The sequence below is a fragment of the Candidatus Phaeomarinobacter ectocarpi genome, from assembly GCF_000689395.1.
Taxonomy (GTDB): Bacteria; Pseudomonadota; Alphaproteobacteria; order CGMCC-115125; family CGMCC-115125; genus Pyruvatibacter; species Pyruvatibacter ectocarpi.
In genome coordinates, this window is record NZ_HG966617.1 from 984,739 (window position 1) to 1,010,738 (window position 26,000).

A 26,000-nucleotide genomic window follows, 5' to 3' on the forward strand; every position below is an offset into this window, starting at 1 on the left:
GCGTTCTAGATTTGTGGTCAGGCAAAGTCAAGCAAGGCAATCTGCCTCGCTATCGGGCCGATTGCAGTTCGCCGAGAAGACTGTCCAGCGCGGGCAGGAATTCGTCATAGTGGTCAATCAGACGGTCCGCACCCATTTCGCCCGGGGGAACGTGCGTGTAGCCGAAAGAAACGGCGATTGATCCGACGCCAGCGTTTTTTGCAGCATCTATGTCGAAGGGACTGTCACCCACCATGACAGTGCATGCACGATCTCCCTTGAGCCGCGACACGGCCTCAAAGATCGGCGTGGGGTCCGGTTTGCGGACCGGCAGGGTGTCGCCCCCAATCAGGACCGGGAAGAATGTATCAAGCCCAAGCAACTTGATGACTTCCAGCGATAGTCCCTCGACCTTGTTTGTCACAACGCCGAGTTTGTAACCGCGTTGCTCAAGGGTCTCGAGGGCTGGCACAAGACCATCAAATATCTGCGTGTGATCAGCGAGATGGTCTCCATAGTAGTCGAGAAACTCCGCAAACAGCTGATCCAGCAAGTCTTCGCTGGCTGGTTCGCCTGTATAGGCAAAACCGCGCTCCATGATTTTTCGCGCGCCGCCGCCAACCATTTCACGGACCCGCTCATGGGGAACACGGGCGCGTCCATGCCTTGCGAGAACCACATTCATGGTTTCTGTCAGGTCCAGCGCTGTGTCTGCCAGGGTGCCATCAAGATCGAAGAGGATTGTTGGTGTAACTGTCATGGTCTGCATGTGCCATGACAGTAACGTCTAGGCAATGTGGATATGGCGTGGCCTTTTACCGCGTGGGACCGCAATGCGCTCAGTCAGCGGACCAATTGCCGGCTCCCGTGATGGCTTTGTTGAGCACATCAACTCCGCCCGCAGCCACTTTGCGTTCCCATCTACCCCGCTGCGGCGCGTAGTTTTCACGAATTTCCTGCAGATATCCCGGTGCCTCAGGGGCATCCAGACCACCCACAAAGCGCATCCAACGCTCCACCATTGGAACCCGCATGACATACCGCACATCAGAGCGGGATTTTGCAGAGCAAAATTCAACGACAGCACCAGTGATGTCGGCCTGGTCCTTCAGCAGTTGCTCCAGCCCCCAGAAGACAATGCCGTGGCGCGTCGGGCGCCGCGAGCCCCACTGTTTTTCGACATTGGCAGGCATGAGGGCATCTTGACCCCACCATAAGCCGGCCCGCTTGTGCGCAGCGCTGGTCGGCTCACTGAAACAAAGAAAAATGGTTTCACCGTCACCGACAGGCCCGGAATGAAAGTCGACATAGGCAACTTTTTTCGCATGGCCAAGGTAGGTGGCCACAATGCGCTGGAGGTGTTGCGTGGACCATGAAAGGGAAGTGCCGCCGAAGTGATAACCGTCGGCATGTGTGTATTGTCCCCGACTGATCGCATCTTCCAGCGCCCATTGCCCATGTTGCTCGACGAACCGGCCGCCTGCTTCGAGCATGGCGTCGACACTGTTTGCTGAAAGGTCATCGGGGCACAGAACGGCATGTATCTGCTCGTAAAGCGGGTTCGCGGGATGGGGCCGGGAATGGTCTAGCCAGTTGCGGTTTATGTCGATGTTGTCCTCGGTACCGCGCAAACCATAGGCAAAACCCCAAGGGTTGACCCCATGCACCAGGAGAACAGCGGTATCCCGCGGCAGGTTCTGCGGTGCAGCGCTGTTTAACCAGGCGATCTGTGCTGCTGACCCTGCATACCCTTCCGCACCATGAACTCCACTGAGACAAAGCAATACGGTGGATGCGTCTTCTGGCCCCAGCCAGCCGACATCAATGGCCAGGGTTTCGCCCGCCGGGCCGGTGAGGGGATGTTCAATGGCCGCAACGTGAGCGGCAGCATTGGATGCCGCAAGAATGAACTTCTCGCGCGCCTCGTGGTAGCTGCCGGAAAACGGAGAAGCGGCCGGGCTCACAACAGATTTCTCGCTTGGGTGTTACATGGATGGTGAGGTGACAAGGCAGCTGATTTTTCAGTTTCATTATCAGCGCCGGGTAGTGGATTCGCCAAGCCTCGATTTAAGTCTGGCGAACACGTCGTCAGTTGGCTTTGCACCGGGAGGCTTCAACCGGTAGAAACGCAGTCAACAGCAAGTGCCCAGCCGTCACCAGGTTGAGGCATACTATGGGGGAGACAAGGCATGGTAGACGCGCCGACAGGCCTGAAAGATGAAGGCCTTTTTCGCCAGGACGCTTACATCAATGGCGAATGGTGCCGCCATGAGGCGGGTGCCATGACCGATGTCACAAATCCTGCAAATGGAGACCTTGTTGCTCAGGTGCCGAATCTTGGGCGAGCGGAGGCAACCAGCTCGGTCGAAGCGGCGCAGGCGGCATTTGTCCTGTGGTCGAAGCGCACCGCCAAGGAACGTTCGCAGATTGTCCGTCGCTGGTTCGACCTGATGACAGAGCATGAAGACGATCTTGCGCTGCTTTTGACGCTCGAACAGGGCAAGCCACTGCCTGAAGCCTTGGCCGAAATACGCTATGGGGCTGCATTCACCGAGTTTTACGCCGAGGAAGCCAAGCGGGTCTATGGCGACACTGTGCCGGCGCATTTTGGTGATCGGCGCATCGTGGTTGCCAAGCAACCCATAGGTGTGGTGGCGGCGATCACACCATGGAACTTCCCCAACGCAATGATCCTGCGCAAAGTCGCACCGGCATTGGCAGCAGGCTGCACCGTCGTATGCAAACCCGCCCCGCAGACACCATTGTCTGCTTTGGCGCTGTGTGAGTTGGCCGAGCGCGCAGGCATTCCCAAAGGGTGCTTCAACGTTGTCACCGGCAATGAAGTAGAAATTGGAGGTGTTTACACCTCCCATGATGATGTGCGGGTCGTGACCTTCACCGGCTCGACTGCGGTTGGAAAGCTTCTCATGGAGCAGTCTGCCCGCACGGTGAAAAAAACATCAATGGAGCTCGGCGGCAACGCGCCGTTTATCGTTTTTGACGACGCCGACATTGACCGCGCGGTGGAAGGAGCCATCGCCTCAAAATATCGCAACACCGGCCAGACCTGTGTGTGCACGAACCGTATTCTGGTGCAAAACTCTGTATACGCCGTATTTACCCAGAAACTGTCTGCCGCCGTTGCCAAGCTCAAAGTCGGCTATGGCACCGAGGACGGGTCCCAGATCGGGCCGCTGATAGACAAGGCGGCTCTGGAGAAAGTGGAAGGTCACGTTTCCGACGCGTTGGAGAAAGGCGCAAAAATCGGAACCGGCGGCAATCGCCACGCCCTTGGCGGCACATTCTATGAGCCGACGGTTCTCATTGATGCAGAAGCCAATATGCGCATCGCCAATGAGGAGACATTTGGACCCGTAGCACCTGTCTTCCGGTTCCGGTCGGAAGACGAAGCCATTGAAATGGCAAACAACACCAACTATGGCCTCGCGGCCTATGTGTACTCCCGCGATGTTGGCCGTTGCTGGCGGGTGGGCGAAGCACTGGAGTTTGGGATTGTCGGCATCAATGAAGCGCTGCTGTCGGTCGAAGTCGCCCCCTTTGGCGGCGTAAAAGAATCCGGTATTGGCCGGGAAGGCGGCAAATGGGGTATCGAGGAATTTCTCGAACCCAAATACATGACCTTTGGTGGTCTGGATGGAGACAACAGCTGATGGGCGACACACATCTTTCGCAGGACGATCAAAAGCGCATCGCCGCAGAGGCAGCACTGGCCTATGTGAAGGACGGCATGAAAGTCGGTCTGGGCACGGGGTCGACCGCTGCCCACTTCGTCACGGCTCTGGGCCGAAAGGCAAAGGAGGAAGGGTTGTCGCTTTCCTGCGTCCCCACCTCTGAAGCGACTGCAGCGCAGGCGGCAGATATGGGTCTCAAGGTCGTGACCCTCGATGATGAGCCGCATCTTGATGTAACGGTCGATGGCGCAGACGAACTGGACAAACACCTGACCCTCATCAAGGGCGGCGGCGGTGCCTTGCTGCGCGAAAAGATCGTGGCCTTTGCCTCTACGCAGATGATCGTCATTGCGGATGAGAGCAAGGTGGTGCCTGTACTCGGCAATTTTCCGCTGCCTGTTGAGGTCGTGCCGTTCGGTGCCCAGACGACCGGCACGCGCATTCTTGAATCCGGCAAGCTGTTTGGGTGCGAAGGTGCGATTTCAATGCGGACGGACGAGTTCGGCGAGCCATTTTGTACCGACAGCAACAATTTCATATTTGACTGGGCGCTGGGAGAAATTCCTGATCCCAAGGGTCTTGGTCACTATCTGGCACGGCTGCCCGGCGTTGTAGAGCATGGCCTGTTTCTGGATATTGCCCATGCAGCCCTTGTCGGCAAGGCCGACGGCACGGTTGAGACGCTGCGCAGATAGGCAGCCGGCTCCCTCATCAAGCTATTGTGAAAACACCTTGGGAACCGGGCATGCCGGTGCCATCTAGGGCGCATACGAACAAGAAAGGCCCGCATTATGGCTGACTATGATTACGACCTTTTCACCATCGGCGCCGGCTCCGGCGGCGTGCGGGCCTCGCGCATGGCGGCCTCTCACGGCGCCAAGGTGGCTGTGGCCGAAGAGTACCGCGTTGGCGGCACATGCGTCATCCGTGGCTGCGTGCCAAAGAAGCTGTTTGTCTATGCAAGCCACGTACTTGAGGACATCGAAGATGCGGAAGGCTTTGGCTGGACTGTCGAAGGCGCAAAGTTCGACTGGAAAACGCTGATCGCCAACAAGGACAAAGAGATCGACAGGCTGAATGGGATTTACATTCGCAACCTTGAAGGATCCGATGTCGAGATCATCGAAGACCGCGCCATCATCAAGGACAAGCACACCATCCATCTGGTGAACCAGGACCGTGATGTGACCGCGAAGGTCATTCTCATTGCCACTGGTGCGACCCCCAACATTCATGAGGTGCCCGGGCACGAATTGGCCATCACCTCAAATGAAGCTTTTCATCTCGATGAATTGCCCAAGCGCGTGGTCGTAGCAGGCGGCGGATACATCTCTGTCGAGTTTGCGGGCATCTTCAACGGCCTTGGCTCTGACACGACGCTGGTCTATCGCGGCGAGGAAATTCTGCGTGGCTTTGACGATGATCTGCGCACGCATCTCCATGCCGAGATGGACAAGAAGGGCGTCGACATTCGCACCGGCGTTGTATTTGAACGGGTTGACAAGACCGACGATGGCCTTGCCGTCACGTTGAGCGATGGGTCCGTCATAAAGACGGATGTTGTGATGTTCGCGATCGGACGCAACCCGAACAGTAAGGGACTCGGCTTGGAAAATGCCGGAGTAGAATTTGAGCCCAATGGCACCATCAAGGTCGATGCCTACTCCAAGACAAACGTGGATAACATCTATGCCGTCGGTGATGTCACCAATCGAGCCAATCTCACACCGGTGGCCATACGTGAAGGGGCGGCGTTCGCGGAGACCGTGTTCAACAAAAACCCTGTTGCGGTGGATCACTCCTGCATTCCAACAGCAGTGTTCTCGACACCTGAAATCGGAACTGTTGGCATCAGCGAAGAAATGGCACGCCAGCAGTTCGGTCGCGTAGATATCTACAAATCCACTTTCCGCGCCATGAAGCACACCCTTTCGGGCCGGGATGAAAAGACACTGATGAAGATCATCGTCGACCCGGCATCTGACCGGGTCCTGGGCGTCCATATGATCGGTCCGGCCTCCGGTGAAATCATCCAGGCAGTCGGGATTGCAGTCCAGATGGGAGCCACCAAAGCTCAGTTTGATGCAACGGTTGCGGTGCACCCAACGGCTGCAGAAGAGCTTGTGACCATGAAAACGCCGGAGCCTCAGCCAGAAGCTGTGGCGGCTCAGTAGCGCGCTGCAGCTCTTGCGTTAACCACCCATGCCCGAGCAGGGGTAGAATCAGCCGCCGGTCGGGCGTATATAGACGCCTCGTCCCCGGGTCCCTGATGCACCAAATTTGGCTCCAACCTTGAGGTTGTGGCGGTTTTCAGGGCGTCCCGGCGGCAGATTTTGTGAGTGGAAGTAATGAGCGATACCTGGACGCCCCAGTCCTGGCGGGAAAAGCCCGCCAAGCATATTCCCGACTATCCGGATGCTGGAAAGCTTGCGGATGTGGAAAAGACTCTTGCCGGCTATCCGCCACTGGTCTTTGCAGGTGAGGCTCGCCAGCTGAAGGCGGACCTTGCTGACGTAGCGGAAGGCAACGCCTTTTTGCTGCAGGGGGGCGATTGCGCCGAGAGCTTTGCTGAGTTCCACCCAGACAATATTCGCGACACATTCCGTGTGCTGTTGCAGATGGCTGTTGTGCTGACATTCGCTGCCGGATCCCCGGTTGTGAAGGTTGGGCGCATTGCAGGTCAGTTCGCCAAGCCGCGCTCCGCGCCGACTGAGACGCAGGGCGACGTGACATTGCCGAGTTATTTCGGCGACAACATCAACGGTATTGAGTTCGATGCTGCCCAGCGGGTGCCGGATCCGGAGCGCCAGCTGCGCGCCTATTCACAGGCCGCATCCACGCTGAACCTGCTCCGCGCGTTCGCGCAGGGTGGATACGCCGACCTCAATTTCGTGCACCGCTGGAACATGGGCTTCGTTGCAGACAGCCCACAGGGCCATCGCTACGAAGAACTGGCGACCCGGATTTCCGAGACGCTGGATTTCATGAAGGCGTGCGGCATTGATGCCAACTCGACATCGCAACTGCAGGCAACTGACTTCTACACAAGTCATGAAGCCCTGCTGCTCGGCTACGAGCAGGCGATGACGCGCATCGATTCAACGACCGGTGACTGGTACGACACGTCCGCACATATGCTGTGGATCGGTGACCGGACACGTCACCCGGATGAAGCACATGTGGAGTTCATGAAGGGCATAAAAAACCCGATCGCCATGAAGTGTGGCCCGTCGCTGCAGCCGGACGAGCTCGTTCGCCTGTGCGATGCCCTGAACCCGGACAATGAACCTGGCCGGTTGACCCTCATTGCGCGCTTTGGTTCTGAGAACGTGGGTGACGGTCTGCCGCCGCTCATTCGCGCGGTGGAACGTGAGGGCAAGAAGGTTGTGTGGTCATGTGATCCAATGCACGGCAACACCATCAAGGCGTCCAACGGCTACAAAACGCGTCCTGTGGATCGCATTTTGAAAGAAGTGCAGGACTTCATGGCGGTACACCGTTCTGAAGGTACCCATGCCGGCGGTGTCCACTTTGAGATGACGGGCTCGGACGTAACCGAATGCCTGGGTGGTGCCATTGAAGTGACGGAGGAAAGTCTCTCTGATCGCTACCACACCCATTGCGACCCGCGTCTCAACGCCAATCAGGCGCTGGAACTGGCCTTTATGATTGCAGAAGGCCTCAAGGCAGAACGTCAGCAGCGTGACAGTGTCGCCGCTGCCGGCTAGTTGCATAAAGACGTAGTTACCTTGCCCCACACCCGCTACCATGGCGTGGTGTGGGGAGGGACTCGTGCCTAACAAACCAGTTTCAAAAAGACTTCTTAGGGCAGCTGCACTAATCGGTGCGGTATTGTCCGTAGCATCGGCATCACTGGCTCAGGACGTGAGTGCGCCAGGCAATCAGGCATCTGCGCAGCAGGGCCCATTGAGCCAGACGCCGTGTGATGAGCTGATTGGCTATGATCACCCTCGGATTACTTGCGGATATCTGGCCGTAAAAGAGACACCTCAGGGTCGCGATCTCGACCTGGCAGTTGCCGTGGTTGCCGCGGTTGATGGATCACAAGGCAAGGAGCCGGTGATTTTTCTCCATGGTGGCCCCGGTGGCGCCATTGTGAATGCCGCGCGCCAGTTCGCCTCTCACCCAATGAACAAGACCCGCGATGTCATTTTGTTTGACCAGCGCGGATCGGGCTTGTCCCGGCCCATCGACTGTCCCGAAGCATCATCGGCCTATCTGGAAATGCTGGCCGCTGACCTTGATGCCAGGACATCAATAGCCCGGCAGGCCAACATCGAAAGCACCTGCCGCGACCGCATGATCAACGAAGGCGCAGACCTTGACGGGTATGGCACCCGTGAAACTGTCGGCGACATGGAGGTGCTGCGCAAAGCACTTGGTGTGGAAAGCTGGAACGTCATGGGCGTGTCCTACGGCACCACAGTGGGCCTGGATTACGTCCGCATGCATCCCCAGCACACCCGCGCCTTGGTACTGGACAGCGTCTATCCACCATCCTTTGCGTCCGGAGGCGACGCGGCCACCCGGTCTTTCGCCCGTGCGCTGGAGCAGCTTTATGCGGATTGCCGCAGGGATGATGAATGCCGTAACGCTTATCCCGGTCTGGAGACCTCATACCTGGCAACAGTAATTGCCCTAGAACGAAAACCGTTGGCGGTTCCCGTGTCCGATCGAAGTCTTGTGCCATCCGGCGTGTTCTATATGAACGCTCAGGATTTCACGTCGATCATCCACCAGATGCTGTACGGCAAGGCCACCATTTCACTCGTGCCCAAGGTCATTGACCTCGCTGCGCGGGGGGAGGCCGAGGCATTAGCAGGGCTGGTGGAAATTCTTGGGCCATTGGCAATGCGCATTGATCTGACGGCCCGACTGTCTGTTGAATGTCGCGAGCGCTGGCTGACCCCGGGGCGCAATCTGACTGACATGGACCGGCTTGAACGGTTCCTGCGTCGGAGCCTGACTATTTTCGATACAGAAGATGTCCTGTGTGAGGACTGGGCGCCGCAATTCTCTGATCCGGACTTCAATGCCCCGGTATCGTCACCAGTGCCGGCCATCTTTTACTCGGGAGCGAATGACCCGATCACACCGCCTGAGAACACACTCGCAACATTCCGACGGTTCCCGGCTGGTCAGTATGTGCATGTGCCTCACACGGGCCATGGCGTAGACCGCTCTCATCTCTGCGTACGTGAAATCACGGCAGCCTTTCTCGATGACCCCCGTGCATTGGTGCGCGATGGGTGCGTTGGAGACATAACGCCGATCCCTTTTGTCACTCAGGTTGCACTATCCCGAGGGGCATTGCCCTTCGCGGCGGGCGTGCTGCAAATGCAGAGTCCGTTTCTGCTTGTCTCTCTGGCAATCGGTGGACTTTTGATCGTGGTCGGCATGATCTGGATGCTGACAGCTGTAAGTCGCAGCCAGCACGGTAGGCGTCCATCTGTCATTGCCTTGGCATCTGCTGGTTCTTCAGGTCTGTCTGGTGTTTTGCTGCTGACTTTTGCGGCAGTTCTCACACTGACGATTGCGGACGCTGGGGCAGGTCTGACGCCTGCCATCCTGGCCTTGGGTTTGCCGGTTGAAAGCGCATGGCTGCTGCTCCTCCCGCTTGCCGCACTTGCAGCATTTGCGGTTGGTGTTGTGATGCTCGTTCTGGCACTGGCCCGAGGCGGCGCCAACACAAAGGCCAACGCGCCTTTGCTGGTCCTGGCGATTGGCTGTGGTTTGGTCTTGGCCGTGTTGTGGTGGCAAGGGTTCTTTGGCCCGGTAGGTTAGAGCGGTCGAAGCTCCTACACGATTGTAGGCCGTAATAAAAAAGGCCCCGCCGATGGTTCGGCGGGGCCTTTCGCATTCGCGTGGTGCGGTGTGCCTAGATGGCTTTGTCCGGACCGACCTTGACCAGCATCTTGCCCATATTGCCGCCGGTGAAGAGGTTGAGGAACGCGTTGGGTGCGCGCTCAATCCCGTCTTCCACGGTTTCTTCCCATTTGATTTTGCCTTCACCTATCCACTTGGTCATGTCGCGGATGAAGTCCGGCAGCAGATCGAAATGATTGGAGACGATGAAGCCCTGCATCTTGAGGCTTTTGCCAACCATGTAGATCAGGTTGCTTGGGCCGGGTTTGGGCTCGGTGTCGTTGTACTGGGAAATCATGCCGCACATGGCCAGTCGGCCCATGGGCCGCATGTTCTCAAGCGCTGCAGTGAGGTGTTCACCACCCACATTTTCAAAGTACACGTCCACACCCTTGGGCGCAGCCGCTCGCACGGCTTCTGTGAGGTCACCACATGTCTTGTAGTTGATCGCCTTGTCGATGCCGGCTGTTTCTTCCAGCCACTTGCATTTTTCATCAGAACCAGCGGTGCCGACGACAAAGCACCCCTTGGCTTTGGCGATCTGGCACACAATGGCACCGACAGCGCCGGATGCCGCCGATACAAACACGGTCTCACCATCCTTGAGTTCACCAATGCGCAGCAGGCCCGCATAGGCAGTCATGCCGGGCATGCCGAGTGTGCCAAGAAAAGCCTGAATGGGAACGCCGGAACTTGTATCGACCTTCTGAACTTCCTCGCCCTTGGCGACAAAATATTCGCGCCAGCCAAGCATGGATTGCACATAGTCGCCGACCGCGGCCTTGTCGGAGTTGGATGCAATCACCTGACCGATGGCACCGCCTTCAAGCGGCGCGCCAATCTGGAACGGCGGCACATAGCTTTCGCGGTCATACATACGGCCGCGCATATAGGGGTCTACAGACATCCAGATGTTGCGGACGAGCACTTCACCGTCGCCTGGCGCTGCAATATCCACCTCCTTGACCTGAAAATCTTCGAGCTTCGGCATGCCCTCCGGGCGCCGTGCAAGCTGCACTTCCTTAGAAACGACGTTTGACATTGGGTCTTCTCCCTGTTGGTTGATTTTGGGTTGTTTGGTTTTCGGTAGTGCGTGTTCTTGTGTGAGTCAGCCTTGCGGGTCCGCGACATGGACCAGACGCTTGCCGTAGTTTTCGCCACTCAATAGGCCAACAAGGGCCTGCGGGGCATTTTCGAGGCCTTCCACAATGTCTTCGGCAACTTTGATGCTGCCCTGCGCTGCAAATCCGGCAAGCTCGGCTTCTGCCTCAGCCTGTCCGTCGAAATCCATCACAATGAACCCCTCGACCTTCAAGCGCTTGGTCACGATCAGCCCGGGCACACCACGTGGGCCGTGCGTGGGGGTGTCGGTATCGTATTGGGAAACAGCGCCACAACACACGATGCGGCCATGCGTATTCATACGGAACAGCACACCTTCAAAAATGTCCCCACCCACATTGTCAAAGAAAACATCCACACCATCAGGGGCATCGCGCTTGAGTGCCTTCATGACCGGTTCGTTGTTGTAGTTTATGGCCGCGTCGAAGCCGAGTTCGTCTGTCAGCCACTTGCACTTCTTGTCCGATCCGGCAATGCCGACAACACGCGCGCCACGCGTCTTGGCCAACTGACCGGCAACGGAACCGACAGCGCCCGCGGCCGCAGAAACAACAACCGTCTCGCCAGCCTGAGGTTTGCCGATATGCAGCATGCCAAAATAGGCCGTTTTGCCTGTAATGCCGAGAATGGAGAGCAGGTGGGTCAGCGGGCCGCGCTGCTTGCGCTTTTGCACCTGCTTGGCGGGCAGGGCGACATAATCACACCAGCCCATGTCGGCTTCCACAATATCGCCGGGGCCAAAACCGGGATCATTGGAGGCAACCACTTCGCCAAGCGCACCACCGGCCATTTTTGTGCCTGGAAGCACCTGATCTCTGTAGGTGCGTCCCTGCATCCAGGCCCGGTTGGCCGCATCGATGGAGATATAAAGCACCCGAATAAGCAGCTCGCCCTCTCCGGCTGTAGGCATGTCCACAATTCCAAGACCAAAATTGGACGCCAAAAGCTTGCCAGCCGGCGATTCAGTGAGGGTAATCTGGCGGGATTCGGTCGCGGTCATGGGGGCACACTCCGGGGGCAAATGACGTTAAGAAAGCCGGGAAGGAGTTAACACGGGGCCTCCGGGGGCTGGCAAGTGCCCAACAACTGGCATGTCGGGCGCAGTTAGACCGGTTTTGCAGATCAGAGCGGCATAACCGCCTCTTGGCCTAAAGCCCCGGATCGCCTAGCTTCCGGGCCGAAAACCCACACCGACCCCTGACCCGTGCCGGAGCACCAGTTTCCCTCAATGCCCTATAACCGTCCCAAGCTTTCGCACGTGCGCGCTGGCGTTGTCGGCACCGGATATTTCGGCCGCCTGCATGTCAGCAAATATGCCTCCATTCCCGGAGTGGAGTTGGTCGGCGTTTATGACCTCAATGCCGATCGCGCCAGAGAAGTGGCTGACGAGTTTGACTGTGACGTCATGGCCAGCCCGGACGATTTCATCGGCAAGGTGGACGCGGTCTCGATCTCAGCGCCGGCAACCTTCCACTACGAGTTGGCAAAGCCTTTTCTGGAAGCCGGTATCCACGTCCTCATCGAAAAGCCGATTGCAACCTCGCTGGATGATGCAGATGAACTGATAAAGATCGCCCGCGACAAGCAGGTGGTTATCCAGGTTGGCCATCAGGAGCGCTATGTGTTCTCACGCTTCGATCTGCCGTCGCTGGTGTCAGATCCCGTCGAAGTGATCTGCCGCAGGGCGGGCCCATTCACCGGACGCAATGTGGATGTCAGCGCGATCCTCGATCTGATGATCCACGATCTCGACATCAGCCACCAGATTCTTCGCTACAAGCCCGCGAAGGTCCAAGCGACCGCCCGCGCTGTTCACGGAGATCTGGCAGATGAGATCGACGCTGTCGTGACGACGGAAGACGGCAAGACCGTGCGTGTGTTTGCCAGTCGCGTCGGTGACAAACTGGAACGCTCGGTCCGGATCATCTGCAAAGACCGCGAAATCATGATCGATTTTGCCAACCGGCAGTTTGAACTCACAGAAAAAGGTGCCAATGGCGACCGCCGGATCATGGACCCTGAAGAAGTAGATGGCCTGCCGGTCATCGACGAACTGGTATCGCAGGACCCCCTGGCGGAAGAAATCGGCGGATTTGTAAATGCGGTGGCGACAGGCGCCCGCCCGCGTGTCAGCGGTCAGGATGCCCGCCGGGCACTCGAGACAGCATTGGCGATTGATGCCGCCATCGGCCCGATCACACGCGAGGAACCCGCAGCGTAAGGCTTGGCAAGCGCAGCGCAGCACATTAGGTCTGACCCTATGACGGATACGCTCAAAATCTGCCTCGCGCAGCTCAACCCGATTGTCGGCCACGTTGAAGGCAACATTGCCCGCGCCCGTGAAGCCCGCGCGGATGCAGCAAAGCAGGGTGCAGACCTCATTGTTTTCACCGAGCTGTACATCACCGGCTATCCACCCGAAGACCTTGTGCTGAAACCCGCGTTTCAGGATGCCGCGCGCGACGTGCTGGACGATTTTGCACGGGACACAGCCGATGGCGGCCCTGCGGTGCTCATTGGTGTGCCCCTGCGCGATGGCGGCGTTCTCTACAATTCTGTGGCGCTGCTGGACGGCGGCAAAGTTACCGAGATCCGCCACAAGCAGATGCTGCCAAACTATGGCGTGTTCGATGAGATGCGGGTCTTTGAATCCGGGCCGGACCCCAAGCCCATTCCGTTCAAAGGTGTGTCGCTGGGCGTCCCTGTGTGTGAAGACATCTGGCACGACCATGTGGTGGCCAATCTGGCCAATCAGGGTGCCGAAATTCTGATTGTGCCCAACGGGTCGCCCTTTGAAGCCACCAAGCACGGTGCCCGACAGAACCATGTGCGCGCCCGGGTGAGTGAATCCGGACTGCCGCTGGCCTATGTCAATCAGGTGGGCGGCCAGGACGAACTTGTGTTTGATGGTGCCTCCTTTGTGATGAACACCGATCTGAGCATGCCTCTCAGCTTGCCGGCCTTTTCCGAAAGCTGCGTCATGACCGAATGGACGCGTGGTGACGGTGGCTGGAGCTGTGCACAGGGCGAGACGGCGCCGGACCCGGAAGGACTGGAAGCCATTTATGGGGCCTGCGTCCTGGGTCTGCGCGATTACGTCAACAAGAACCGGTTCCCAGGCGTTGTGCTCGGCTTGTCCGGTGGTATCGACAGTGCGATCTGCGCTGCCATGGCTGCCGATGCGCTGGGTCCGGACAAAGTGCATTGCGTGATGCTGCCCTCCAAATACACCAGCCAGGAGAGCCTGGATGATGCGGAGGAGTGCGCCCGGCTCATTGGCACCCAGCTCGACACAGTTTCGATCAGCGAAAGTGTGGATGCCATTGAAGGCGCACTTGCACCACTGTTTGACGGTCGCAAGCCGGACATCACCGAAGAAAACATCCAGTCCCGTGCCCGTGGTCTGTTGTTGATGGCGCTGTCCAACAAGTTTGGCCATATGGTGCTCACGACCGGCAACAAGTCCGAGATGTCCGTCGGTTATGCGACGCTGTATGGCGACATGAATGGCGGCTTCAACCCCATCAAGGATGTTTACAAGATGCAGGTCTTTGCCTTGTGCGAGTGGCGCAACCAGAACCACCCGTCAGGGGCCCTTGGGCCTGAGGGCCGTGTGATCCCTCAGCGGATCATTTCCAAGCCGCCAAGCGCTGAACTACGCGAAGACCAGAAGGACGAAGACTCACTTCCGCCCTATCCCGTGCTCGATGATATTCTCGAAAGCCTCGTGGAACATGAGCGCAGCGCCGAAGAAACAATTGCCCGCGGCCATGACTCTGCAGAAGTGAAGCGCATTGAGCACCTGCTCTATATTGCGGAGTACAAGCGTCGCCAGTCAGCGCCCGGTGTGAAAATCGGCCTCAAGAATTTCGGCCGCGATCGTCGCTATCCGATTACTAACGGCTTCCGCGATGCCCAGTAACGTCAAGACGCGCTTTGCGCCCAGCCCCACGGGCACGCTGCATGTGGGCAATATGCGCGCGGCACTGCTCAACTGGCTTTACACCCGAAAGATGGGTGGCGAGATCGTGCTGCGCTTCGATGATACGGACACAGCACGCTCAACCCGTGCCTTTGCGGACGCCATTGAGGCAGACCTTGCCTGGGGCGGACTGACCTTTGATGTCATCACCCGTCAGTCAGACCATATTGCCACCTATGATGCAGCTGCAGACAAGCTGAAAGCAGACGGGTTGCTCTACCCCTGCTACGAGACCCCCGCAGAGCTGGACCGTCGCCGCAAGCGTCAGCTGTCGCAGGGCAAACCTCCGGTCTATGACCGGGCAGCCCTTGAACTGACGGACGAGGATCGCGCCAAACTGGAAGCCGATGGCCGCACACCCCATTGGCGGTTCCGGCTATCGGGCACCAAAGTCATGTGGAACGATCTCATTCGCGGGCCTCAATCCATCGAGACGGCATCCGTTTCTGATCCGGTGCTCATCCGCGAGGACGGGACGTACACCTACATGCTGCCGTCTTCAGTCGATGACGCAGAAATGGGCATTACTCATGTGCTGCGTGGCGAAGATCATGTGACCAATACAGCCGCCCAGATCGAACTGCTGCAAGCCGTCGGTGCTCAGCTACCAGCATTTGCGCATTTCCCGCTGATGGTCGCGCCCGGTGGTGCCAAGCTCTCTAAGCGAGAGGGCGGGGCAAGTGTGCGTGATGTGCGTGAACGCGGCCTGGAACCCGGCGCGCTCACCAGTTATCTGGCCCATCTGGGCACATCAGATGACGTGAAGGCCGCAAGTCTTGATGACCTGATCGAGGGGTTTGAGTTTTCAAAGTTCGGTCGAGCGCCCGCGCATTATGACGTGGCAGATCTAGGCCGGCTGAATACAGACCTGCTGCACACCGCGGAGCTGGCCGACGTGGCCACACGTCTGGACGCGCTCGGGCTCACGATCAGCGAAACCCTCTGGCTGGCCATTCGCGGCAATTTGGAAAAACTGTCTGATGCCGCTATCTGGGTGCAGGTGACGGACGGCGAAATCACACCGATCATCGAAGATGCGGACTTCGCCACCAAAGCTGCTGCCGTTCTGCCCGCAACCCCGTGGGACGAGACGACGTGGAATACCTGGACGGATGCGGTGAAGGCTGAGACCGGGGCCAAGGGAAAAGGCCTGTTCATGCCGTTGCGCAAAGCACTGACCGGACTTGACCACGGGCCGGAGCTCAAGGCGCTGTTGCCCCTGATCGGCCGCGACAAGGTTCTGGCGCGGCTTGGTGCTGGCACCGACTGAGGATATCGCCAATGTCGATGGACCCCCCCGTCAAGCCGGAGGGTGGCGGTCTTTTTTGTTTCTGGTCCATTCCCCCAAACGCCATTGTCCTCCCCCGACTTGATCGGGGGATCAACCGGACAATCCATTCTGAGCAGATGCTGACCTCCGACCAGAGTCCATATCCCCGGGCTTGACCCGGGGTCCACTCGCTGGCGCTGCCCGGGATGGCCGATGTGAATAGGCCTCGGGTCAAGCCCAAGGATAGGGACAACTGATGGGTTGATTTTTTAAGACATTCCGCCCAAAGTCCGGCCCATGAAAACCGCCGCAACCATCTGGTGCATTTGCTGCACCATTATTATTAGCTAGCGCACAACGCTGGCTCGCGGCCGTTCGTCATTTTCCTGGACATCAGACAAGACGTATAAGCCACGAGGCCAGCAGGCCTTGAACGGGATATTTTTGCCCGGGTTAACGAAGGACTTTGTTTGATGGCACGCCCTGTGACCCTCAGCCTGCACGATACGTCCAGCCGCACAAAGCGGGTGTTTGAGCCGATTGATCCGGCCAATGTGCGTCTCTATGCCTGCGGTCCGACGGTTTATGACTTTGCTCATATCGGCAATGGCCGCACGGCTGTGACCTTCGACCTGGTGTTTCGTGTGCTGCGCTATGTGTATGGCGACGATCACGTGACCTATGTGCGCAACATCACGGACATCGAAGACAAGATCATGGCCCGCGCTAAGCGCGACGGCGTCACCATCCGTGAGCTGACCAACGGGACAGCAAAAGTCTACCAGGATGACATGGCAGGGCTTGGCTCTTTGCCACCCACCCATGAGCCCCGCGCCACCGACTATGTGGACGGCATGATCGAGATGATCTCGAAGCTGATTGATCTTGGCCACGCCTATGAGGCTGAAGGTCACGTGCTGTTTGATGTTTCATCCGACGAGAACTATGGCCGCCTGTCCGGCCGCTCGCTCGATGACATGATCGCCGGTGCCCGCGTCGAGGTTGCGCCTTACAAGCGTAACGCCACCGACTTTGTGCTGTGGAAGCCCAGTGCCGAGGATATGCCCGGCTGGGACAGCCCTTGGGGCAAGGGCCGCCCCGGCTGGCACATCGAGTGCTCCGTCATGGGTGAGCATTTGCTGGGCGAGACATTTGATATCCACGGTGGCGGCATAGACCTCGCCTTCCCGCACCACGAAAACGAGCTGGCGCAATCCAGCTGCTCCCATGGCGGCGCGAAGCTGGCCGACTACTGGATGCATGGCGGCTTTTTGCAGGTCGAAGGCGAGAAGATGTCCAAGTCGCTCGGCAATTTCCTTGTTGTGCACGACCTGCTGGGCGATTGGCCGGGTGAAGCACTGCGCCTGCACCTGTTCATGACCCACTACCGTCAGCCGTTGAACTGGACGGTCGAAGGCGTGCGCGAGGCCAAAGGCATTCTGGACCGATGGTATGCCTCAACCGCTGACGTGGGTGAGGTGACTGCGGATGATGTGCCGGAAAGTGTAACCTCTGCCTTGCTGGATGATCTCAACACACCGCAGGTTCTGGCAGCCCTGCACAAACTGTGCGGCGAAAGTCAAAAAAGCAGCGAAGAAGCTGCTCGGGCGCTCAAGGCATCTGGACAGTTGATAGGCCTGTTTGGCCACACGGCTGAAGAGTGGGCGACCTGGCGTCCGGCAACGTCCACCGTGGACGATGCGCAGGTCGAAGGCCTGATCGCAGCGCGCAAGCAGGCCCGGGACGAAAAAGACTTTGCGGAAGCAGACCGTATCCGTGATGAACTGACAGCACTTGGCATCGAGATCAAGGATGGGCCGGACGGCACCACCTGGACGGTCGCGACGTAAGGGGACGAAAAAATGAGCACCAAAGAACGTCTCTACCTGTTCGACACCACGCTGCGCGACGGCGCGCAGACACAGGGTGTGGACTTCAGCGTCGACGACAAGATCCGTATTGCAGAAACATTGGATGCGCTGGGCATTGACTATGTGGAAGGCGGCTGGCCGGGCGCAAACCCGACCGACAGCGCGTTCTTCAGTGAAAAGCGTGGTCTGAAAAAGGCGACCATGACCGCATTTGGCATGACCAAACGCGTGGGGCGGTCGGCCGACAACGATCCAGGGCTCGCGGCCCTGTTTGATGCGGAGTCAGACGCCGTGTGCCTCGTCGCCAAGACCTGGGACCACCAGGTGGAGTTGGCACTGGGTTGCTCGCTGGATGAAAACCTGGAAGCCATTGAAGACAGCGTGCGCGCAATCACCAAGCATGACCGCGAGGCCATGATTGACTGCGAGCATTTCTTTGACGGCTACAAAGCCAATCCGGACTACGCCATTGCCTGCGCCAAGACAGCACTTGCTGCCGGCGCGCGCTGGGTCGTGCTGTGCGACACCAATGGCGGCTCGCTTCCCCATGAGGTGGAAGCCATCACACGTGCTGTGGCCGAGCATGTGCCGGGAGACAATCTGGGCATCCATACCCACAATGACACAGAGAATGCTGTCGCCAACACGCTGGCGGCCATCAATGGCGGCGTGCGTCAGATACAGGGCACGCTCAATGGTCTGGGCGAGCGTTGCGGCAATGCCAACATGGTCTCATTGCTGCCGACACTGCTGCTGAAACCGGATTATGCGGACAGGTTTGAAACCGGTGTGCCGGTGGAGAACTTGAAGCAACTCACCCATGTGAGCCGGCTGCTGGATGAAATCCTCAATCGGTCCCCCAATCGCCATCAGCCTTATGTGGGTGCATCCGCATTTGCCCACAAAGGTGGACTGCATGTGTCCGCTGTCCAAAAGGACCCGGCAACCTATGAGCACGTGCCGCCGGAGGCGGTCGGTAACAAGCGTCGCATTCTGGTATCTGATCAGGCCGGTCGCTCAAACGTGCTGGCCCAGCTGGAAGCCGCCGGCATCGAAGTTGACGCGCAGGACCCGCGCATCAAGCGGCTGGTGGATGAAGTCAAGGAACGCGAGTTCCTCGGATACGCCTATGACGGTGCGGAAGCCTCGTTTGAGCTGCTGGCGCGCCGAGCTCTAGGCGAGGTACCGCATTACTTTGAGGTGGAGAGCTTCCGCGTTCTCGTGGAACGCCGCTTCAATGCCATGGGCGAATTGGTGACGGTGTCCGAGGCCACAGTCAAAGTGGCCGTGGATGGCGCCACGATCATGAGCGCAGGGGAGGGCAATGGCCCGGTCAACGCGCTGGATCAGGCGCTGCGAAAAGACCTTGGAAAATACTCGTCATGGCTTGAGGACTTGCGTCTGGCGGACTTCAAGGTCCGTATCCTGACAAGTGGCACCGAGGCTGTAACCCGCGTGATGATTGAGAGCGTTGATGGTGACGGAGCCCGCTGGTCCACCGTCGGTGTGTCACCGAATATCGTGGACGCATCCTTTCAGGCATTGATGGACTCAATCACCTACAAGCTGCTGCGCGACGGTGCACCTGCCGCTCTTTAGCAACGCCACTTAGCGCGGCCTGTGCTCTGTTCCTTCACCGGCGGTGATGAATACCACGGATGCGGCGCCATCTACGTCTGCTGTATGCCAGACACCTGGAGCGTTGATGGTGTAGTCGCCCTGATGAAGCGTCACCTGTGTGACGGTTCCGTCGGCAGCTTCCTGGTGAAGCGTAATTGCGCCCTGGGTGCACAGCACCACTTCACTGCCGCGCGGGTGCATCTCCCACATGTCCCATGGCTTTGAAAAAGTATGCATGCTCACCAACCTGCCCTCCGGACCGTCGCCGCCATGCCGTTCGCCATATCCAGCATACCATGACATGTCACCGGTCATTTCTGGCTGCACAATCGCGGTCGCACCAAGGCCTAGGTGGACTGGGTGCTTGGAAAGCGTGTGAGATGTCATGGCACTTGTCCTGATTGTCACGATTTGCGTGTCCGCCATTCAAGATCGCGGGTGGTCAAACACAGTTGGACATGTGAGAGGAATGTCACCAGCCTCGTCAAGCGCCGGAGCCAGAAACTGCCTGTTCTCACACCATCAAAAATTGGCGTTCTGCTGTCAGCAGGAGCCTATTTTATGTGGGGCTTCCTGCCCCTCTATTATCGTGAACTGGACCACGTGTCGGTGCTCGACGTGCTGGCCCATCGCGGATTGTGGGCGCTCGCCTTTGTTGCGCTCATCGTTACGGTTCTTCGGCGGTGGTCTTTGGTGTGGGCGGCGGTCACCAACCGGCGCAGCCTGGGTATTCTCGCCGTCACGGGCGTCTTGATCGCCAGCAACTGGGGCGGGTTCATCTATGCGGTGGCCAATGACCTCGTGCTGGATGCAAGCCTTGGCTACTTCATCAACCCGTTGATGAGCGTGGCGCTTGGCGTTGTGCTTTTGGGCGAGCGACTGAACAGGGCCCAGCAGATTGCCATTGCGCTGGCGGCACTGGGCGTTCTCAACGAGATCATTCTGCTGGGCGATGTCCCGTGGATCGCGCTCTTTCTTGCAAGCTCGTTTGCCGCCTATGGCTATCTGCGCAAAACCGTAAACGTCGAAAGCATTGACGGCCTGTTCGTCGAAATGGCGGTGCTTGCGCCATTGATGGTCGGCTATCTCATTGTGTCAGGTGGCCCGCTGCTCGGGTTTGGGGGAGTGGATGCTTTGACGATCGCGCTGCTGCTGGGCACCGGCCCGTTCACCGCCATCCCCCTGCTGCTGTTTGCAGCCGGCGCGCGACGCGTGAGCCTTGCCACAGTCGGCATCCTTCAGTTTATCGCACCCAGCATCATGTTCCTGATCGCAGTCCTGCACTTCCGCGAACCCTTCGCCCTCGCCAATGCCCTGACTTTCGCAGGCATCTGGCTCGGCCTCGCCGTCTTTGCTTGGGATGCGCTGCGGGGGCGCTAGAAAGCGGATGACCTAAGTGCTGGACATCTCGGCTTCGGGCAGGTCGAAAGGGTCATCTACATCAAGCGCCAAGAATGCATGCGTCAAAAAGCTTACGCTAAAGACCACAAAGAAGTAGGCCAAAGCTGACGATGTAATAGGCATTAGAACGCTGATAACCTGTGGCACGGCGCAGATATCTTCCGGCGATGCACCATAGGTGAATGGGCAGCCCGTCACCAAAGGTACTAAGTAATATGAAGAAATGCTGCCCAAAAGGGCCACTACAGAGGTTGTGAAAAACACTCCAAGAAATAGATCGACCGAATGCTCACGCGTAATGCGAACGGACCGCCTTATTGGTTTATCTCTACCGAGTGCCGCTGCAGGGAGCGCCAGTATGAGACGCGCTGATATGGCTGCAAAGAAGGCACCTGAAATTAGGTCATGCGCCGCTCTAGAAAAAAAGTCTGTTCTCGCCTCTATAAAAAGATCCCACGTGATCCACATGAAGACGGCATATGGCACAGAGACTAGGAGTAGGGTGTAGATGGTCGCGAATATGTACTCCACCGTGCTTCTTCCTAGTTGCCACGGCTTTGAAACTCCAGCGACTGACCGGTGCACCAGAACTGCGAACGCAGCATAGAAGACTATCAAGACTATGCTGCCGATAATCGTGAAACCTACACTTGTTGTGGCGGTTTCCTCAGCAAGCTGGCCCAGTTGAATGGTTTGCAAAGCGTAGAATACCAACCACGGCCCTATGACAAATGCACAATATCCAATTAGTTGTATGCGCACGTTTTGGAGCGGCGCCTGCAAGGATTTTCCTAAGATGGATCGAAGTCTGAAATCTGTCATTTAAGCGCTGGATCACTGGGATGAGGAGGTGCAGCTTAAAGGAGAATTGGATTGTGCCCAATGCTTGGAGCCCATTGCGCTGATTGAAACTCGATGACGTGATGGGTCGCTAATCTGCGATACCCAAAATGACGTCCTCCAAGTCACCTACATTGCTCACCACACGGAACATTCCTGAGAGGTCGCCGTGCGAAAACCCGTGCGCAACGATATGGCTGAGCAGCTCTACCAACGGCGACCAGTAGCCCTCGATATCCAGAATGATGATCGGCTTGTCGTGACGTCCCAGCTGTTTCCAGGTCAGAATGTCCACAAGCTCTGCAATCGTCCCGATGCCGCCGGGCAGGACAACAAACGCATCCGCCTTGGCAGCCATCTTTTGCATGCGGTCGTGCAGGTTCTCGGTGATTTCGAGATTGCCGGGGGCATCTTCCATGACTTCCGGCACCGTCAGAAACTCAGGGATGATGCCATCTACTTCGCCACCGTGATCGTCCACAGCGCGCGCCAGGATGCCCATCAGGCCGATGCCGCCGCCGCCATAAACCAGTTTGATGTCGTTGTTGGCCAGCAGGACGCCAAGGTCATGGGCAGCTTTTGCGAAGGCGGGATTATCTCCTGCTGCACTGCCACAAAAAACGGTAATAGAACGAGGTATGTTCGTCACGGAGTGCATATATCCTGCAATGCAGCAATTAACGCAAAAATCGGTTAAAAGCGGACGCGGTCGCGTCGATGCCATATTCTCAGGATACGAAAATTCTGCGCAAGGGGTGCGGTCGTAAATCTGCGACGCGCAAGATTAGGGAGCCGGCGACATGTCGCGAGGCATTGCCATCATCGGCGGGTTGGCAGCCGCACTTGTGGTTCTGGGCCTGGCCTATTTTTTCCTGTTCGCAGGCGAGGCGTCTGACCCGACGCTGACGGACGATGCAGCCGTTGAAGCCGGCAAAACGGACACCACGGACGCAACGCAGCCTGAAGCAGAGGAACCCGAAGGTCCCTCCTTTGACATCGTCCGTGTTGAGCGCGATGGCCAGACCGTCGCTGCTGGGCGTGCAGAGCCCGGCTCCAGAATCCGATTGATAGACAACGGCACGGTGATTGCCGAAGCGGAAGCCGACAGTCGCGGCGAGTGGGTGATTGTTCTCGATGACCCCCTGCCGACCGGCGACCGCCAGTTGCGCCTTGAAGCAGAGCTGCCCGACGGCACGTTGCTGAACTCCGAGCAGGTCGTCTCCATCTCGGTTCCCGAAGACCCCGAAGCCGAAGCCCTGGTGGTGCTGCAAAAGCCCGATGAACCCAGCAAGGTCCTGCAGGGGACGGGCGTTGCTGCCAATGGCGGTGCTCTGACCCTTGATACGGTGGATTACGGCGAAGGCGGCGACGTCATCTTCTCCGGCCGCGCACCGGTTGGGTCTAACGTGCGCATCTATGTGGACAACGAGGCTGCCGGCGACGCCACGGCAGACGCCAAGGGCCGATGGGTGGTGACGGCGTCGCGTCCGATCGAGCCCGGCGTGCATGAACTGCGCGTTGACCAGATCGACGCACAGGGCATGGTGCTGGCCCGCCTGGAAGCGCCGTTTGAACGCGCAACCCCTGAAGCAGTCGCCATGGTCCTCCAGGACGGCAAGGTGGTCATCCAGCCCGGCAACAATCTGTGGAACATCGCCCAGAAGCTGTACGGCTCCGGCTACCAGTACACGGTCATTTATCAGGCCAATCGCGCAGATATCCGTGACCCGAACCTGATTTACCCCGGCCAGGTTTTCGAGACCCCGGGCTACACCCAGTAGCCGCAACAGACCCATACCTTGTCTTGTATGAGGGAATGGCTATGTAAAGGGATACGTAAACCGCCACGCGCCGGTGGTTTTGGGGCATAAGAGGGCACGCAATTCGCGGTCCGTCGCCTCATCGATTCCCGGGAGCTCCCATGTCACCACGCTTCGGCACAGCCGCAGGCCAGCAAACGACGCTCGACGTCGATCGCCGAAGCAATCGCGAAGCGATCCGCGACCTGCTGCCCTTCCTGTGGCCCAAGGGCCGCCCGGACCTCAGGGGCCGCGTGGTCCTGGCGATGATTGCGCTGGTGTTGGCAAAGGCCGTGACGCTCTACATGCCGTTCCTCTACGGCGCGGCGGTGGATGCGCTTGACCAGCAAAGCCCCGAGCTGATTGTCATCGCTACCGTGGTGGCCCTCATCGGTGCCTATGGTATTGCCCGCATACTGATGATCGGCCTGGCCCAGCTGCGCGATGGCCTGTTCGCCCGCGTCGGCCAGCATGCCGTCAGAGCAGTCGGCCTTCGGACCTTCCGGCACTTGCACGCGCTGTCACTTCGGTTCCATCTAAGCCGCCGCACCGGTGGTCTTAGCCGGGTTATCGAACGCGGCGTCAAAGCTATCGAATTCCTCCTGCGCTTCACCCTGTTCAACATCGGTCCAACGCTTCTTGAGCTCGTGCTTGTTGCCGGCATCTTCTGGTGGAACTTCGGCATCTGGTTCGCCGTTGTCACCATGGCCACGGTCGGCGGTTACATCCTTTTCACTTTCAAAGTGACTGAGTGGCGCATCGGCTTTATCCGATCCATGAACCAGTCCGACGAGCGGGCTCACTCCAAGGCCATTGATAGCCTGCTCAACTTTGAAACTGTGAAGTATTTCGGCAACGAAGCCCATGAGTCAGATCGTTTTGACCGCTCCATGGCGCGCTACGAAGACGCCGCAGTCCGCTCAACAAAGTCTCTGTCGTGGCTCAATGCAGGACAGGCGGCGATCTTTGCAGTTGGCCTGTCAGTCCTGATGATCATGGCGGCAATGGGCGTCAAGAATGGCACCATGACGCTTGGTGATTTTGTGCTGATCAATGCCATGCTGATTCAGCTCTACCAACCGCTCAACCTTCTCGGTTTTGTCTACCGCGAGATCAAGCAGGCCCTCGTGGACATGGAGACCATGTTTGCTTTGCTCGGCGTGGGCGCAGAAATAGAAGACAAGCCGGAAGCACAGCCGCTCGCTGCCAAGAGTACGCCCGGTGCAAGCTGCGAAGTCCGCTTCGAGAATGTCGACTTCGCCTATGACCCCGAGCGCAAAATTCTCAAGGGCGTGGACTTTACCGTGCCTGCCGGGCGCATGGTTGCCATTGTGGGGCCGTCTGGTGCGGGCAAGTCCACCATCTCCCGGCTGTTGTTCCGCTTCTATGATGCAACGTCCGGGCGCATCCTGATTGATGGTCAGGACATCCGCGATGTGACCCAGGACAGTGTGCGCCAGGCGATCGGCATCGTTCCCCAGGACACGGTGCTGTTCAACGACTCGATCCGCTACAACATTCGCTATGGCCGCCCGGACGCGACGGACGCCGAAGTGGAAGAAGCCGCCCGCATGGCGCAGATCCATGACTTTATCGAGAGCCTGCCGGAGGGCTATGACAGCCAGGTGGGCGAACGGGGCCTGAAACTGTCCGGCGGCGAAAAGCAGCGCGTTGCCATTGCCCGCACGCTCCTCAAGAACCCGCCAATCCTTCTACTGGACGAGGCGACTTCCGCACTCGACACCCACACGGAGAAGGAAATTCAGGCGTCGCTCTCAATTGTCTCACGCGACCGCACCAGCCTTGTCATTGCACACCGGCTGTCCACGGTCGTCGATGCAGACGAGATCATCGTGCTCGACCACGGCAAAATCTGTGAGCGCGGCACGCACCGAGAGCTTCTGGCCAAGAACGGCGCCTATGCCGCCATGTGGCAGCGTCAGCAGGAAGCCCAGCGCGCTGAAGAGATTCTTCAGGAGGTCGCTGAAACTGAAGGCGCTGTGGTGGCGGCCGCAGCAGGTGACGAGGATCTGGTCCCGGCCAAGTAGGGCGCGGCTAAGCCGAGCCCGGCCAAACACCAGGTCACATGCTATATTCTGCGCCTGACAAAGCAGGAGTGAGCATGAAGACGGCCAGTTGCCAGTGCGGCGCCCTATCGGCAAAAACCCGTGTTGAACCCGCAGGCATTGTCGCCTGTCATTGCTCCGGCTGTCAGCGCCGGACCGGCTCGGTCTTTGGTGTCGGCGCCTACTATTTGGAAGCCGATGTGGAGATCACCGGGGAGGCAACAGCCTTCTCCCGGCCCACAGCCATCGGCAATCAATTCCACGAGCACTTTTGCCCGAAATGCGGTACAACCCTCTACTGGTGGTCTGACAAAAACCCCGGTCTCATCGGCATTGCCGTTGGCGCGTTCGCCGACCCGGCTTTCCCGAAGCCTCAAAGGTCAGTGTGGGAACAATCCTGCCACGACTGGGTAGATATGAGTGTGGCTCAGGAACACTTTGACCAGGGCAGGCCTTAGTAACAGTTAGTTTG

At 58.4% G+C, this 26,000-nt stretch carries 21 protein-coding genes; 14 read left to right on the top strand and 7 right to left on the bottom strand.

Translation table 11 applies throughout. The annotated features are described in order from the left end of the window. Positions 1-49: 49 nt before the first annotated feature. Complete coding sequence (locus BN1012_RS04670) at positions 50-739, bottom strand: HAD family hydrolase (RefSeq protein WP_043950647.1); 690 nt, start codon at positions 737-739, stop codon at positions 50-52. Between the two features lie 79 nt (positions 740-818). Next, positions 819-1,943, bottom strand: coding sequence for a DUF2817 domain-containing protein (locus BN1012_RS04675; RefSeq protein WP_052534592.1), 1,125 nt, complete (start codon positions 1,941-1,943; stop codon positions 819-821). Positions 1,944-2,168: 225 nt separating this feature from the next. On the opposite strand from BN1012_RS04675, the gene BN1012_RS04680 reads away from it, so the two are divergent. The 5 genes from BN1012_RS04680 (at position 2,169) to BN1012_RS04700 (ending at position 9,476) form a co-directional block, all read left to right on the top strand. Beyond that, the gene (locus BN1012_RS04680) at positions 2,169-3,650 is read left to right on the top strand and encodes an NAD-dependent succinate-semialdehyde dehydrogenase (protein WP_043948724.1); all 1,482 of its coding nucleotides are present in this window, start codon (positions 2,169-2,171) and stop codon (positions 3,648-3,650) included. Continuing rightward, the gene (gene rpiA / locus BN1012_RS04685; protein WP_043948725.1) at positions 3,650-4,366 is read left to right on the top strand and encodes a ribose-5-phosphate isomerase RpiA; all 717 of its coding nucleotides are present in this window, start codon (positions 3,650-3,652) and stop codon (positions 4,364-4,366) included. The genes BN1012_RS04680 and rpiA overlap by 1 nt, the downstream gene beginning before the upstream one ends. 96 nt (positions 4,367-4,462) lie before the next feature. Further along, the gene (gene gor / locus BN1012_RS04690) at positions 4,463-5,845 is read left to right on the top strand and encodes a glutathione-disulfide reductase (RefSeq protein WP_043948726.1); all 1,383 of its coding nucleotides are present in this window, start codon (positions 4,463-4,465) and stop codon (positions 5,843-5,845) included. Positions 5,846-6,019: 174 nt separating this feature from the next. Further along, entirely contained in the window at positions 6,020-7,399 is a 1,380-nt protein-coding gene (locus tag BN1012_RS04695) for a class II 3-deoxy-7-phosphoheptulonate synthase (RefSeq protein ID WP_043948727.1), read from the top strand. A 124-nt stretch (positions 7,400-7,523) separates the two neighbouring features. Then, positions 7,524-9,476 (top strand): alpha/beta fold hydrolase, encoded by a 1,953-nt coding sequence (locus tag BN1012_RS04700; RefSeq protein WP_171815911.1) that lies wholly within the window; start codon positions 7,524-7,526, stop codon positions 9,474-9,476. 94 nt (positions 9,477-9,570) lie between these two features. On the opposite strand, the gene BN1012_RS04705 is transcribed toward BN1012_RS04700, so the two are convergent. Beyond that, positions 9,571-10,599 carry an NADP-dependent oxidoreductase gene (locus BN1012_RS04705; RefSeq protein WP_043948729.1) on the bottom strand — a complete coding sequence of 343 codons (1,029 nt, stop codon included), beginning with the start codon at positions 10,597-10,599 and terminating at the stop codon, positions 9,571-9,573. 66 nt (positions 10,600-10,665) lie between these two features. Further along, positions 10,666-11,679, bottom strand: a complete 1,014-nt coding sequence (locus tag BN1012_RS04710) for an NADP-dependent oxidoreductase (RefSeq protein WP_043948730.1) — start codon at positions 11,677-11,679, stop codon at positions 10,666-10,668. 228 nt (positions 11,680-11,907) lie between these two features. Here BN1012_RS04710 and BN1012_RS04715 point away from each other — a divergent pair, with 228 nt between their 5' ends. From BN1012_RS04715 to cimA, 5 genes are all read left to right on the top strand, one after another. Next, the gene (locus tag BN1012_RS04715; RefSeq protein WP_043948731.1) at positions 11,908-12,900 is read left to right on the top strand and encodes a Gfo/Idh/MocA family protein; all 993 of its coding nucleotides are present in this window, start codon (positions 11,908-11,910) and stop codon (positions 12,898-12,900) included. 39 nt (positions 12,901-12,939) lie between these two features. Further along, positions 12,940-14,601 carry an NAD+ synthase gene (locus tag BN1012_RS04720; RefSeq protein WP_043948732.1) on the top strand — a complete coding sequence of 554 codons (1,662 nt, stop codon included), beginning with the start codon at positions 12,940-12,942 and terminating at the stop codon, positions 14,599-14,601. Continuing rightward, entirely contained in the window at positions 14,591-15,931 is a 1,341-nt protein-coding gene (gltX, locus tag BN1012_RS04725; protein WP_043948733.1) for a glutamate--tRNA ligase, read from the top strand. The genes BN1012_RS04720 and gltX overlap by 11 nt, the downstream gene beginning before the upstream one ends. A gap of 485 nt (positions 15,932-16,416) precedes the next feature. After that, complete coding sequence (gene cysS / locus BN1012_RS04730) at positions 16,417-17,781, top strand: cysteine--tRNA ligase (RefSeq protein WP_043950649.1); 1,365 nt, start codon at positions 16,417-16,419, stop codon at positions 17,779-17,781. A gap of 12 nt (positions 17,782-17,793) precedes the next feature. Further along, positions 17,794-19,401 carry a citramalate synthase gene (gene cimA, locus BN1012_RS04735; RefSeq protein ID WP_043948734.1) on the top strand — a complete coding sequence of 536 codons (1,608 nt, stop codon included), beginning with the start codon at positions 17,794-17,796 and terminating at the stop codon, positions 19,399-19,401. A gap of 9 nt (positions 19,402-19,410) precedes the next feature. Here cimA and BN1012_RS04740 read toward each other — a convergent pair whose 3' ends face one another. Beyond that, a complete protein-coding gene (locus BN1012_RS04740) occupies positions 19,411-19,809 on the bottom strand; it encodes a cupin (protein ID WP_043950650.1) in 399 nt (132 codons plus the stop codon). A 51-nt stretch (positions 19,810-19,860) separates the two neighbouring features. Between BN1012_RS04740 and rarD the strand changes: the two genes are divergently transcribed. Continuing rightward, positions 19,861-20,802, top strand: a complete 942-nt coding sequence (gene rarD, locus BN1012_RS04745; protein ID WP_275450963.1) for an EamA family transporter RarD — start codon at positions 19,861-19,863, stop codon at positions 20,800-20,802. Positions 20,803-20,814: 12 nt separating this feature from the next. Here the strand turns inward: rarD and BN1012_RS04750 are convergent, their stop codons facing one another. Together BN1012_RS04750 and BN1012_RS04755 are read right to left on the bottom strand one after the other, a co-directional pair. Further along, positions 20,815-21,645: a hypothetical protein gene (locus BN1012_RS04750; protein ID WP_145973420.1), complete on the bottom strand. Its 831-nt coding sequence runs from the start codon at positions 21,643-21,645 to the stop codon at positions 20,815-20,817. 109 nt (positions 21,646-21,754) lie between these two features. Next, on the bottom strand, positions 21,755-22,312 hold the full coding sequence (locus BN1012_RS04755) for an LOG family protein (protein WP_244442949.1): 558 nt from the start codon (positions 22,310-22,312) through the stop codon (positions 21,755-21,757). 151 nt (positions 22,313-22,463) lie between these two features. On the opposite strand from BN1012_RS04755, the gene BN1012_RS04760 reads away from it, so the two are divergent. The 3 genes from BN1012_RS04760 to BN1012_RS04770 all read left to right on the top strand — a co-directional run bounded on the left by BN1012_RS04760 (position 22,464) and on the right by BN1012_RS04770 (position 25,986). Then, entirely contained in the window at positions 22,464-23,444 is a 981-nt protein-coding gene (locus BN1012_RS04760) for a LysM peptidoglycan-binding domain-containing protein (protein WP_043948738.1), read from the top strand. Positions 23,445-23,584: 140 nt separating this feature from the next. Further along, positions 23,585-25,510 (top strand): ABCB family ABC transporter ATP-binding protein/permease, encoded by a 1,926-nt coding sequence (locus tag BN1012_RS04765; protein WP_052534595.1) that lies wholly within the window; start codon positions 23,585-23,587, stop codon positions 25,508-25,510. Positions 25,511-25,584: 74 nt separating this feature from the next. Beyond that, a complete protein-coding gene (locus BN1012_RS04770; protein WP_043948739.1) occupies positions 25,585-25,986 on the top strand; it encodes a GFA family protein in 402 nt (133 codons plus the stop codon). The last annotated feature ends 14 nt before the right edge of the window (positions 25,987-26,000 follow it).

What these genes read in the sequence shown, in the direction of transcription:
- BN1012_RS04670 (WP_043950647.1), bottom strand. Translation starts at nt 739, where the DNA reads ATGACAGTTACACCAACAATCCTCTTCGATCTTGATGGCACCCTGGCA.
- BN1012_RS04680 (WP_043948724.1), top strand. Translation starts at nt 2,169, where the DNA reads ATGGTAGACGCGCCGACAGGCCTGAAAGATGAAGGCCTTTTTCGCCAG.
- rpiA (WP_043948725.1), top strand. Translation starts at nt 3,650, where the DNA reads ATGGGCGACACACATCTTTCGCAGGACGATCAAAAGCGCATCGCCGCA.
- gor (WP_043948726.1), top strand. Translation starts at nt 4,463, where the DNA reads ATGGCTGACTATGATTACGACCTTTTCACCATCGGCGCCGGCTCCGGC.
- BN1012_RS04695 (WP_043948727.1), top strand. Translation starts at nt 6,020, where the DNA reads ATGAGCGATACCTGGACGCCCCAGTCCTGGCGGGAAAAGCCCGCCAAG.
- BN1012_RS04705 (WP_043948729.1), bottom strand. Translation starts at nt 10,599, where the DNA reads ATGTCAAACGTCGTTTCTAAGGAAGTGCAGCTTGCACGGCGCCCGGAG.
- BN1012_RS04710 (WP_043948730.1), bottom strand. Translation starts at nt 11,679, where the DNA reads ATGACCGCGACCGAATCCCGCCAGATTACCCTCACTGAATCGCCGGCT.
- BN1012_RS04715 (WP_043948731.1), top strand. Translation starts at nt 11,908, where the DNA reads ATGCCCTATAACCGTCCCAAGCTTTCGCACGTGCGCGCTGGCGTTGTC.
- BN1012_RS04720 (WP_043948732.1), top strand. Translation starts at nt 12,940, where the DNA reads ATGACGGATACGCTCAAAATCTGCCTCGCGCAGCTCAACCCGATTGTC.
- gltX (WP_043948733.1), top strand. Translation starts at nt 14,591, where the DNA reads ATGCCCAGTAACGTCAAGACGCGCTTTGCGCCCAGCCCCACGGGCACG.
- cimA (WP_043948734.1), top strand. Translation starts at nt 17,794, where the DNA reads ATGAGCACCAAAGAACGTCTCTACCTGTTCGACACCACGCTGCGCGAC.
- BN1012_RS04740 (WP_043950650.1), bottom strand. Translation starts at nt 19,809, where the DNA reads ATGACATCTCACACGCTTTCCAAGCACCCAGTCCACCTAGGCCTTGGT.
- BN1012_RS04750 (WP_145973420.1), bottom strand. Translation starts at nt 21,645, where the DNA reads ATGACAGATTTCAGACTTCGATCCATCTTAGGAAAATCCTTGCAGGCG.
- BN1012_RS04760 (WP_043948738.1), top strand. Translation starts at nt 22,464, where the DNA reads ATGTCGCGAGGCATTGCCATCATCGGCGGGTTGGCAGCCGCACTTGTG.
- BN1012_RS04765 (WP_052534595.1), top strand. Translation starts at nt 23,585, where the DNA reads ATGTCACCACGCTTCGGCACAGCCGCAGGCCAGCAAACGACGCTCGAC.
- BN1012_RS04770 (WP_043948739.1), top strand. Translation starts at nt 25,585, where the DNA reads ATGAAGACGGCCAGTTGCCAGTGCGGCGCCCTATCGGCAAAAACCCGT.